Consider the following 11,723-nt stretch of genomic DNA (forward strand, 5'->3'; position numbering starts at 1 on the left):
TTCGCCCGGGGCAGGGGACGGTTCATGCGCCGCCCTCTGGGTGCCGATTCTCGCAAAGGTGGGCGAATGTCACGATTCGGGCGTGTCGTGGGCGGGGGTCTTCCGCCGCCCACGGACGCGCGTGCCACCGGCCACCGCGGCCAGCACCAGGGCCGCCGCGCCGCTCGCCGCCAGTCCCGCCTTCAGGCCCGGTGGAGTGTACGAGCAGGCCAGACGCGAGGCGGAGGAGCCCAGCGGCACGGCCATCAGACCGCCGAAGGAGCGCGGTGCGCGGGCCGGCCCGTCATCGACCGAACAGCTCCAGCCCCGGATGGCGGGCACGGCCAGCACCGCGCTGCCGGAACTGCCCGGCGGCAGGGTGGCCGCCAGCCCGTGGCCGCTCGCGGTCAGCGAGAGCGGGCCCCGGGCGCGCAGGGCGGCCACCGCCGCGGCCAGCTTGCGCGGCGAGAGGCAGGCGACGGCACCGTCGGGGACGTGCTGGCGGCCCCGGCCGGCGAAGCGCACCGTCACCGTGCCGTCGGCCGGGACCGTGCCCAGCTTCCGGACCGGGTTGGCGGTGGTGTCGCGGCGGCCGACCGCCGGGGCGCCGCCGCCGGGGCCGCCGACCTCCCCGGAGAACCACGGCGCGTACCAGACGGCCGTACTGCCCGGGGCGCACTGGGCCGTAAAGGTGGTTCCCGGACGGCCGGGGCCGCCTGCCGGCCCGCCGGCGACGCGCCCGGGCCCGGCCGCCTTCGGTGCGCCCGCCTTCCGCCCGGCCGCCTCCCGAACGGCCGCCTTCCGCCCGCCCGCCTTCCGTACGGCCGGCAGGGTCCAGCCGCCCCGGTCGCGGACCGCCGCCGCGCCCGGGGCCGGCGTCAGCGGCGGCACCTCGTACACCCGCGCGCCCAGCACCCGCTCCTGGCGGGCGAAGACGGTCCCGGCCGGCGAGGCGGGCGGCAGGGTGGCGCGTACGGTCAGCAGCGGCGCCGGCACGCCGCGGGCGAGGGTGTAGCGGCCGTGGCCGCGCGGTACGGGGTGCAGCGAGCTGCTGACCCCCATCAGCGCCTGGCCGACCGGGTCCTCGAAGCTGAGGGTGTGCCGGCCCCTCATGTACCAGCCGGCGCCCAGGGCGTGCAGCGTGCGGGCGGTCGCGGCGGGCAGGTAGCTGCTGTAGTACGAGCCGCCCTCACCGCCGATCAGCAGCGGGTCGTTGTTCGCGAACTCGTGCGGGCCGGGGTCGGTGCGCGAGCGGGGCCAGTCGGCGCGGGCCGCCAGGCCGCGCCGGGCCGCCAGCACCCGGTCGTTCAGCGTGGTCTTCGGCCGGAACCACGCGATCTTGTCGCGCTGCACCGTCACGGAGAACGCCGCGTACGCCGAACCGGCCAGGACCGCGCAGGTCAACGCCACGGTGACGACCGCCCGTACGCCCGCCGCGGCGGCGGGGCGGCGGCGGGCGGCGGCCAGGGCGGCGAGCGCCCCGAGCACCACCGTGCCGGCGCCGGACAGCAGGATCCAGGTGGAGTCGCCGACCGCGCCCCGCTCGCGGCACAGCACCGCCAGCGCGGTGACCACCGCCGCGCCCGCGGCCAGCTCGCGCAGGCGCGGCCGGTGCGCCAGCGCCAGCCACGCGATCATCACCAGGACGCCGCTGAGGACGAAGGCGGCGCGGTACGGACTGCCGTTGGGCAGCGCGGAACCGTGCCACACCAGGATCGTCGGCTGCCACACGAAGGAGGCCGCGATCCCCGCCGCCAGGGCGCACCAACCGATGCGGACCGCCACCGGCACGGCCCGCACGAAGGGGAACGCGGCCACCAGCAGCAGCCCGAGGACGCCGGTGAAGACGTGCGGCACCGGTTGGGCGAGCGGGCCGCCATGGCCGACCGGCAGCAGCTCCGCCAACTGGTCCAGCAGCGGCGGCCGGCCGCGGTAGACGGCCTCCGGGGCCGGTTGGGACGTCTTCGCGGCCTTGAAGGCGACGGTCATCGCCGGGGCGGCGAGCGCGATCCCCGCCAGCGCCATGGACGCGGCCCGGGCGAGCGACCGCAGCCGGTCGCGGGCCGGCGTCCCGGAGGCGAGCAGCAGCCGCAGGGCGAGCACCAATGCCATCGCAAGGGTGGCCATCGCCGCCGTATAGAAGTTGCCCGCCCAGGCCAGGCCGACCAGGAGCGTGCCGGCCACCCAGCGGCGCCGGTGCAGGCACCAGTCAGCGGCGATGCCGGTCAGCGGCAGCGAGACCAGGCCCCACATCCACATCGGGTCCGCGAAGGCGTCGTTCAGCACCCAGCCGCACAGCCCGTAGCCCACCGACAGCAGCGCCCGCAGCGAGCCGGGCCCGGGGTGCAGGCGGCCGAGGAAGACGGTCATCGAGGCGGCGCCCAGGCCGATGCTCAGCAGGGTGACCAGGAAGACCGAGGAGTCCAGGAGGTGGCGAGGGAAGAGCGCGACGAGCCAGGAGAACGGGTTCATCAGGTAGGTGAGGAGGTCGGCGAGGAAGGGGACGCCGTAGCCGCTGCTCCAGTTGAAGAACGCGTCGCCGCCGGTGGTGCCGTGGACCAGGTCCCACAGCCGGGCGTGGAAGGGGACGAACTGATTGCCCAGGTCGTTGATGGCGCGGGAGCGGGCGCCGAAGGGGTGGGTGCCCGCGGCCGCCAGGGCCAGGCAGTAGGCCCCCATGGCCACCAGCGCCGCGAGCCCGGGGGCGGCCGACCGCTCCAGGACCGCTCGCGGCGCCGGCCCGCACCACCGGCCGGCGCGGCCGGGCAACCTTCCGCGCCCGGGCCGCCTCTTACGGGAGGGAGGGACCGGTTCCACCGGCGCTGAACCAAGATCGGCGAACACCCCGCCTACGGTATATGTCTTGAGAGTCCGTTTTGCTCTGCCGGGGCGCGGAGTGCTTTCCCCGGTCCGGTGATTTCACCGGACCGCAGGCGACGAACGGAGGCCACGGTGCCCGCATCCGAGAACTCACCGCGTTCACCCCACCGGGCCACCGCCCGCCCGGAGGCCGCGGCGCCGACCGTCTCCGTGATCGTGCCGGTGCACAACACCCGCCCCTACCTCGACCGCAGTCTCGGCTCGGTCTTCGCCCAGACCCTCGCCCAGGACCGGATCGAGCTGATCGCGGTCGACGACGGATCCACCGACGGCAGCGGCGAGTGGCTGGCCGAAACGGCCCGCCACCACCCGAACCTCACCGTGCTGAGCCGGCCCGCCTCCGGGGGCCCCGGCGCGCCCCGCAACACCGGCCTCGACCACGCCACCGGCGACTACGTCTTCTTCCTCGACTCCGACGACCGGCTCGGCCCGCAGGCGCTGCAACGGCTCACCCGGATGGCCGAAAAACACGGCTCGGACATCGTCTACGGGCGGCTGGCCGGCGCCGACGGCCGCACCGCCCCGGTGGACCTGCGCACCACCAGCGCCAGCGTCTCGGTCTTCGACTCGCCGGTCTACTGGACGCTCGCCGCCTACAAGCTCTTCCGCCGCTCCTTCGTCGAAAAGCACCGGCTGCGCTTCGTCGAAGGCCGGCTGCGGGCGGAGGACCTGCCGTTCGGCATCACCGCCCTGCTGCGCGCCGGCACCGTCTCCGTCGTCGCCGACCACGTCTGCTACTACCTGCACGGCCGCGACGACGACAGCAACGCCAGCCGCCAGGACATCGACTGGGCCGAGCACCTGCGCTACATCGCCACCGTCCTGGACCTCGTCGCCGAAGAGGTGCCGCCCGGCGAGAACCGCGACAAGCTGATGGTGCGTCACTTCCACGGCGAGATCCTCGGCGCGTTCAGCGCGCCCTACCTCGCCCGCGACGAGGCGGGCCGCCGGGAGATGGCGGCCGCCGCCCGGCCGCTCGTCGAGCGCTTCCTCACCGACCGGGTCCTGGCCGCCCTGCCGCCCCGGCTCCGGCTGCGCGCCCACTGCCTGCGCGCCGGACTCGACGACGAACTGACCGGCGTCATCCGGGCCGACACCGAGGACACGCCCGCACCGCCGCACATCGACCCCGACGGCCGGGTCTACGCCGGCTACCCCTACTTCCGCGACCCCGGCCGCGCCCTGCCCGACGCCTGCTACGACCTCACCGACCGGCTCGCCCCGAGCCAGCGGCTGACCGGCCTCGACTGGGTCGGCGGCGTCCTGCGCCTGGCCGGCACCGCCGCCCTGCCGGGACTGGACACCGCCGCCGTCGAGATCGTGCTGCACCGCGCCGGTGCCGAACACGCCGTCCCCGCCGACCACCGCGACGGCGGGTGGCGGGCGGCGCTGGACCCGGCCACCGCGGCGGACGGCGCGCCGCTGCCCGACGGCGTGTGGGGCCTGAAGATCGCGGTCACCGCGCACGGCGCGGACGGGCCGGCCGCGCCGGGCGTCCGGCGGGAAGCCTGGCTGCGCCCCGAGGACCCTGGCGCCCCGACCACCGCCGCGCCGACCGAAGCCGCCTTCCCGCCGCGGCTCGTCGGCCGCGGCCCCGCCGGCCCGGCCGTCGCCGCGCTGTTCCGCTCCGCGCCGCACGGCCATCTCCACCTCGACCTGGACCGCGACGGCGTCCGCCGCCCTCTTGGCGGCGACCTGCGCGGCGACGCCGCCTGCGACCGCACCGGGCGGGCCACCGTCACCGCCGGGGTGACCCTGCCCGGCTGCCCGGCCGACGGCACGCTGCGACTGGTCCTCTTCGACGCCACCCGGACCGTGGCGCTGCGCACCGCGACCGAACGGGGCGCCGGGGACCGCTTCACCGTGCGGTCCGTCCTGCGCTGCGCGCCGCCCGGCACCTGGCGGGTGGCGCTGCGGCTGACGGCGGGCGGGCTGCGCCGCGAGATGCCGGTACGGGCGGCGGGCGGCCGCGCGGACGGCCGGGCACCGCTGATCCTCACCGTCCCCGAGGGCGGCGCCGGGGTGACGGCGCCGCTGCGGCGGATGCTGGGCTGAACGGGGCGCCGGGGCCGGATCCCGCCGCGTCGGCGGTCCGGCCCCGTCCCCTCAGCGGCGCGGCGCCCGCGGGTGGTGGTGCTGCCAGCCCGCCCACGCCGAGGTGATCATGTCGCGGACGTCGTGGTGGGCCTTCCAGCCCAGCTCGGCGCTGATCCGGTCGGCGGCGGCGACGACCCGCGCGGGATCGCCCGGGCGGCGCGGGGTGACCTCGGCGGTGGCGCCCTCGTGCCCGGTGATCTCGATGATCAGGTCGATCATCTCGCGGACGGACACCCCCTCGCCGCGCCCGATGTTGAGCGTCAGATCACGCACCGGGCCCGGCCCGGCGAGCTTGCGGGCGGCCGCCACATGGGCGTCGGCGAGGTCGCTGACGTGGATGTAGTCGCGCACGCAGGTGCCGTCGGGGGTGTCGTAGTCGTCGCCGAAGATGAGCGGTGCAGCGCCCGCGGTGAGCTTTTCGAAGACCATCGGGACGATGTTGAAGACCCCGGTGTCGGCCAGCTCGGGGGCGGCGGCGCCGGCGACGTTGAAATAGCGCAGGCAGGCGGTGCTGATGCCGTGGGCCTTGCCGGTGGCGCGCGACATCCACTCGCCGACGAGCTTGGTCTCGCCGTAGGGGTTGATGGGGGCGCAGGGGGTGTCCTCGGTGACCAGCTCGACGTCCGGCATGCCGTAGACGGCGGCCGAGGAGGAGAACACCAGGCGGCCCACGCCGCCCGCGCACATCGCCTCCAGCAGCGTCTGGAGGCCGTGCACGTTCTCGCGGTAGTAGTGCAGCGGCATCTCGACGGACTCGCCGACCTGCTTCTTCGCCGCCAGGTGCACCACGTCGGTGACGCCGTGCTCGGCGAGGGTGCGGCCGAGCAGCTCGCGGTTGAGCGTGGAGCCGACGACCAGCGGCACGCCCTCGGGAAGCCGGGCGGCCACCCCCGTCGTCAGGTCGTCCAGTACGACGACCTCCTCGCCCGCCTGCCGCAGGGCGCGTACGACATGGGAGCCGATGTAGCCGGCACCACCCGTGATCAAGTAAGACATGACGTCAATCCTAGGCTCGGGGTCAAAGGGGCGGGCCGGGCCGCGGTCAGCGGCGCAGCCGGCGGGCGGCGATGCGCCACACACTGCGCAGGCCCGACGCGACCCGCAGCGACAGCGCGCCGCCGGTCGTCGCGTACGGCTGCGCCAGCAGCAGCAGATGGCGGCGGCTGGGCAGGACCCGGCGCCGCAGCCCCGGGCCGGTCGCCCGCAGCGAGGCGCGGAAGCGGGAGCCGTCCGCGCAGCTCACCTCGGCCATCAGGTCCCAGGGCTCGGGGTCGGCGGACCGCTTGCCGCCCCGCTCGATCAGCGCGCCGAGGTCCAGCACGACCTCGGCCGTCCAGCAGACCGCCGGGTCGGTGCCGTCGGCACACGCGGCGCCGGGGGTGAGGGCGGCGGTGTGCACCGGGCCGCGCCGGTCGTCCGTGCGGCGCCGCAGCTCGATGTCGATGCCGACGGGGCCGGCCGCGGCCAGCCGCCCGTACAGCTCGTGCACCCGCAGCCGCAGCACGCTGCGGGCGCCGATGACCGGTTCGGCGTCGACGGTCACCGGCAGCCGGTGCAGCGGCTTGGTGCCGATCGCGTCCAGTTCCACCTCGGGCAGGTCCGCCGACCACACCGGGCGGTCCTCCTGCCGCGCGTACGGCGGCAGCAGCCGGCCGGGCCGGGCCGCCAACTGGGTCAGGCGCTCCAGGTCGCGCGGGACCGGGGAGGCCAGCACGACGCGGGCCAGCCAGCGGGCCGGGGCGCGGGCCGCGAGCAGGTCGGCCTCGTCGAAGCCGGTGAGGTAGGCGCGGGTCAGCCGCCACCACTCGGCGCGGTAGTCGGCGCCGCGGGTGTGCAGCTCGCGGACGTACATCCGCAGGTCGTGGTCGAGGAACTTGGTGTCCGCGGCGTGCGCGAGGGCCTTGAGGCCGGCGTCGTGGAAGATCCGCACGCTGGTGCGGTGCGCGTCGATCCGGGCCTGCCAGTTGGCGATGTCCGTGCGGTCCAGCGAGATCGACTGCTTGGCCGCGGCCCGGCGCACGTGCCAGACGTAGACGCTGTCGGGGATGGTCGCCAGGCGCGGGGCGGCGGCCAGCACCCGGGCGGTGAACACGAAGTCCTCGTAGGTGAAGCGGCCTTCGGGGAAGAGGATGTCGTGCTCGGCCAGGAACGCCCGGTCGTAGAGCTTGTTGACGCACAGGGTGTCCCGTACGAGCTGGGGGCTGGTCTCGGGCGAGCCGTGGACGGCCGCCTCGCGGTAGAGGGCCGGCTGCCACGGGATGTCGCGGTAGGCGGGCAGTTCACGGCGTACGCAGGCGCCGGCCACCACCGGGGTGTCGTGGCGCAGGGCCGCGGTCAGCAGCGCCTCGGCCGCGCCCGGTGGCAGCACGTCGTCACTGTCGAGGAACATCACGAAGCGGCCGGTGGCGGCGCGCAGCCCGTCGTTGCGCGGGGTGCCGCAGCCGCCGCTGTTCTCGGCGCGGTGGATGACCCTCAGGCGGGGTTCGGCGCGGGCCAGGGCGTCCAGCGCGGCGCCGGTGCCGTCGGTGGAGGCGTCGTTCACCGCGATCACTTCGGTGACCGTCTCTCCCGGTGCCCCCTGCGCCAGCGCGGAGCGCACGGCGTCAGCGACATGGGCGGCATCGTTGTAGGCGATGACGACGATGCTGACCTGCGCGGTGGGCGTGATGGTGGGCCCAGGCCGTGGCTCAAGGGCTTCTTTCACAGTCACTAAATCTACATTTCGTGTCGACAGCATCTCTTGGCGCGAGCGGGATCCGGTCCCCTTATCCGATGGGTCAGAGGGAGAAACCCGCCGTGCGGTTGCACCCCTTGCCACGGTTTTCCGCCTCATTGCCGTCTTGTGACGGACCGGAAGGCCGGACGGGGGGCTGCGCCGGCTCGTGACGACGCCTGCACATGCTGTAACGACGCGACCGCCGCGCGATGCCGATATGCGCGGCACCACATTGCCGCGGCCCGGGCCCCGCCGGCCCCGGGCCGCTGCCGTGTCCGTGAGCGCCGGGCCGGCACTCACTCCGTCATCAGGTCGGCGACCCGGCCCGCCGCGCCACCGTCGTCCCGGTGGCAGAAGGTCTGCCGGAAGTCCGCGTACGCGTCCGCGGCGGCCCGGTTGATGGCGTCCAAGTCGCCCAGCGCGTCGATCAGTTCACCCGTCGAGGTGAGCAGCGGGCCCGGCACCCGGGCCTCGAAGTCGAGGGTGAAGCCGCGCAGGGTGTCGCGGTAGTGCGGCAGGTCGGGGGTGAGGAAGAGCATCGGGCGGCCGGTGTTGGCGAAGTCGGCGGTCAGCGAGGAGTAGTCGGTGACCAGGACGTCCGCCGCCAGCAGCAGTTCGGTGGCGTCCGGGTGCGCGCAGACGTCGAGGGCGAACGGCGCGTGGTGCGCCGGCAGCCGGTCGGCGACCAGCGGATGGCCGCGCACCAGCAGCACGTGGTCCGGCGCCAGCGCCGCCCGGGCCGCCTCCAGGTCGAGCGGCAGATGCAGCCGGTGGTGGGCGGCGTCGTAGGCGAGGTGGTCACGCGGCGTCGGCGCGTAGAGCACCACCTTCTTGCCGGGGTCGATGCCCAGGCGGGCGCGTACGGCGGCCGCGGCCCGGTCGCGGTCGGGGCCGAACAGGGCGTCGGTGCGCGGCAGTCCGCACTCCAGCAGCTCACCGTCATAACCGAGCGCGGAGCGCAGGACCGGGGTGCTGTGCGCGTTGGGCGACAGCAGAACGCTCCACTGACGCTCCGGTCGCGGTCGCGGCGCCAGGTGGGCCAGTCCGGCGCACAGGGTGCCCGCGAGGTCCGCGCCGATGCGCTTGAGCGGGGTGCCGTGCCAGGTCTGCACGACGCGCTGGCCCTCCCGCCGCGAAAACCACCGGGGCAGGTGGGTGTTGGTGACGACCCACCGGCTGTGCGCCAGGGCCCCGTGCCATGCGGCGCTGCCCACCACCACCGGGCGGGCGGTGCCCGGCACCTCGGCCTGCGCGTCACGCACCGCCCACAGGTGCTCGACCGGCGCGCCCCGGCGCACCAGCTCCTCGTGCACGGCGCGCGGCGAGTCACCGTACGCCCGCCCGCCGAAGCTGCTGTAGAGGACGGAGTCGCGCAGCGGGCGGGCGCGGTGCAGCGGGTAGTGCTCCTCGCGCAGGACGCGGCGGCGGTAGGGGCCGCGGTCGACGGCGGGCAGGGCCGGGCCGGCCGCCACGAACGCCTCGTCGTAGTGGTGCCGGTCGAGGACGAGCGGCTTGCCGCGGACCGTACGGGAGGTGGGCAGCCCGTCGAAGACGGCGGGCGCGAAGCGGACCGGGGCGTCCAGGGGCGAGCCGGGCGCGCCCCGCTCGCGCAGATGGAGCGTCCAGCGGCCCTCCCGCAGGGGGACCGCCCCCGCGAGTGTGGGGAGCGCGCCCAGCGGCAGCGGGCAGTGGAACCGGCCGCCGCTGTGGGTGGTGGCGAAGACCGCCTCGGCGGCGTGCGCGGTGTGCTTGAGGACGAGTTCGGTGGCGCGCGGAGCGGCGTCCGGCAGCGTGCCGGCCACCAGCAGCGTGCCGTCCGCGCGCCAGGCGACGCGGTCGAGGAACGGCTGCGGGGTGCGGTCGTGCAGGACGAGGTCGCCGGCCGCGGTGGCCGCGACGATCAGCTCCCGGCCGTGCGAGAGCGGATACGCGACGGGGGCCAGGTCCGGGGCGCAGGCCACGCGGTCGGTGCCGCCGTCGGAGAGGACCAGCTCGGGCACCCAGGTCTCGGAGAGCGCGGGCGGGATCTCGCGGGGCGCGCCGTCCCGGGCGGGGCGGGCGGCGGCCAGGGCGTCCAGGCGCAGTCGCACGGTGCGGCGGGGGGTGGCGGGGGTGGCCGGAGCGGCCTCGGGCTTCGGCCGGGCCCCGGCGGCGTCCCCGTCCCCGGCGGCGTCCCCATCCCCGTCCCCGGCCTCGGCCGCGTCCCCCGTCTCCACCGGAAACGACACCACCGTGCCGGTGCCCTCATGGGTGAGCCGCAGGGCGCTGGGGGCCGGGCCGGGCGCGGTGACGGTCAGGTCCAGGGCGCCGGTCGCCGCCGCGTGGTGGCCGGCCAGCCGGCGGGTGCGGCGGACGACCGACAGCCGCAGCCGCCCGTCCGCGTACCAGGGCGTGATCCGTACGCCCTCGGGCGCGCCGGCCCCCTCTCCCGCCCCGTCGGCCCCGGGCTCATGCGCGCGCGGCGCGGCGCCCGAGCCGCCCTCCGGCGCGTGCAGGGCGGCGGCCCGCACCACGCCCGCCGACGCCAGCAGCACCCCGGCCGTCCAGTCGCCCTCCTCCCAGCGCCCGCCCTTGCGCAGCCGCCGCGGATCGAGGGTGATCTCGAAGCCCGCCCAGTCGTAACAGTGCTGCTCCTGGCCGGACTCGGCGGTGGCCTGCGGCATCTCCAGCGGGCGCAGGGGCAGCAGGAGGCGGCGCCGGCCCTGGCCCAGGAAGGCGGTCCTGAGGTAGCTGTGGCGGGTGGTGGCGTCGAGGTTGCGGAGGTAGGCGTAGCCGCGCAGCACCAGCGTCCCCTCCCGCCACACCGCCTCCGTCACCCGGGTGCGCGCGGGGAAGTCCGCGTGCTCCAGCCGCGTCACGCCCGGCGGCAGCACGAGCGGCGGCGTCAGTGGCACCGCGGCCCGTTTGCGCAGCGGCGGCCCCGCCACCGCGAAGCCGCCGGGGTTGCGCGCCTCGTGGTCGAGCAGGCGGAGCAGGTCGGTGAGCCGGCCGGCCCGTACGAGGTACCAGCGCATCCGCAGCTCCACGGGGAGCGTGGGGAACACCCGAGGGTCGACGCGGGCGAGGAAGTCGCGGGCGCAGTCCAGGAACGTGGTCCGCTCCCCGGGCGCCGCCGTCGGCAGCCCCTCGACGAGGTCCAGCAGCCCGTCGGTGAGCTGGGCGCGGTCGTACTCGCGCAGGAAGTCCGCGCCGCGGGTGCGGGCCGCGTCGGCGAGGAACCGGCGGATGGCGTCCACCGCCGCGAACCGGTCCCGCAGGGCGGTGGTGCCCGGCGGCCGGAGGCGGGCGGGACCTTCGGGCAGCCGCCAGTAGCAGACGTGCTCGCGCAGTACGTCGACCGCGTCGGCGAGGAGGTGCGCGGGCAGCGTCACCGCCGCGTCGTCGCACCACCGGCCTTCGGGGAAGGCGAGCCGGTGGCGGTCCCAGAAGGCGCGGCGGAAGACCTTGTTGCGGGCGAAGTGGTCGGCCAGCAGGGTGCGGTCCTCGGTGACGTGGGTGCGCAGCGCGGTCGCGCGGGCGGCCGGGTGGTAGCGGGACTGGGTGCGGCCGGCCGCGCCGAGCCGGTAGACGTTGCCGGTGGCGAAGTCGGCGCCGGACTTCTCCAGCAGACCGGTGAGGTCCTCGTAGGCGCGCGGCAGCAGTACGTCCTCGGGGTCGAGGAAGGCGAGGTAGGGGGTGTCGGGGAAGGCGTGCCGGGCCCCGGCGTTGCGGGCCGCGCCGGAGCCGGCGGCGGGACCGGGCGCGGTGGCCGTCGCCGGATGCCGTACGACGCGGAAGCGCGGATCGCGTGCGGCGAAGCGGCGGGCAACGGCGGCGGGCGGGCCGTGCGCGCAGGCGGCCTCGGGGAAACCGGCCGCGCCGCCCGGCCCGCCGGCCCCCGCCGCGGGGCCGGCGTCCACCATCACCACATCCAGGTGGGCCAGTGTCTGGGCCGCCACCGACTCCAGGCACACCTCCCAATTGCGCTCGGACCCCTCGGCGCGGGGGACCGGTACGACGACGGTGAGCCGAGGCTTCATACGCGGACCAAGCCTTTCGGACGGGCGAGAGA

Annotated in this window: 5 protein-coding genes; 1 reads left to right on the forward strand and 4 read right to left on the reverse strand. The window is 76.1% G+C overall.

What is annotated here, in order from left to right:
- Window positions 1-69: 69 nt before the first annotated feature.
- On the reverse strand, window positions 70-2,748 hold the full coding sequence (locus ACZ45Z_RS03970) for a YfhO family protein (protein WP_468355682.1): 2,679 nt from the start codon (window positions 2,746-2,748) through the stop codon (window positions 70-72).
- 183 nt (window positions 2,749-2,931) lie between these two features.
- Here ACZ45Z_RS03970 and ACZ45Z_RS03975 point away from each other — a divergent pair, with 183 nt between their 5' ends.
- The gene (locus ACZ45Z_RS03975) at window positions 2,932-4,914 is read left to right on the forward strand and encodes a glycosyltransferase (protein ID WP_468355685.1); all 1,983 of its coding nucleotides are present in this window, start codon (window positions 2,932-2,934) and stop codon (window positions 4,912-4,914) included.
- A gap of 51 nt (window positions 4,915-4,965) precedes the next feature.
- Here ACZ45Z_RS03975 and galE read toward each other — a convergent pair whose 3' ends face one another.
- From galE to ACZ45Z_RS03990, 3 genes are all read right to left on the reverse strand, one after another.
- Window positions 4,966-5,952, reverse strand: coding sequence for a UDP-glucose 4-epimerase GalE (galE, locus tag ACZ45Z_RS03980; protein WP_468355688.1), 987 nt, complete (start codon window positions 5,950-5,952; stop codon window positions 4,966-4,968).
- A 46-nt stretch (window positions 5,953-5,998) separates the two neighbouring features.
- On the reverse strand, window positions 5,999-7,660 hold the full coding sequence (locus tag ACZ45Z_RS03985; protein WP_468357309.1) for a glycosyltransferase family 2 protein: 1,662 nt from the start codon (window positions 7,658-7,660) through the stop codon (window positions 5,999-6,001).
- 308 nt (window positions 7,661-7,968) lie between these two features.
- Window positions 7,969-11,691 carry a bifunctional glycosyltransferase/CDP-glycerol:glycerophosphate glycerophosphotransferase gene (locus ACZ45Z_RS03990; RefSeq protein ID WP_468355691.1) on the reverse strand — a complete coding sequence of 1,241 codons (3,723 nt, stop codon included), beginning with the start codon at window positions 11,689-11,691 and terminating at the stop codon, window positions 7,969-7,971.
- Window positions 11,692-11,723 lie beyond the last annotated feature (32 nt).

The sequence above is a fragment of the Streptomyces sp. NPDC031210 genome (genome assembly GCF_055570395.1).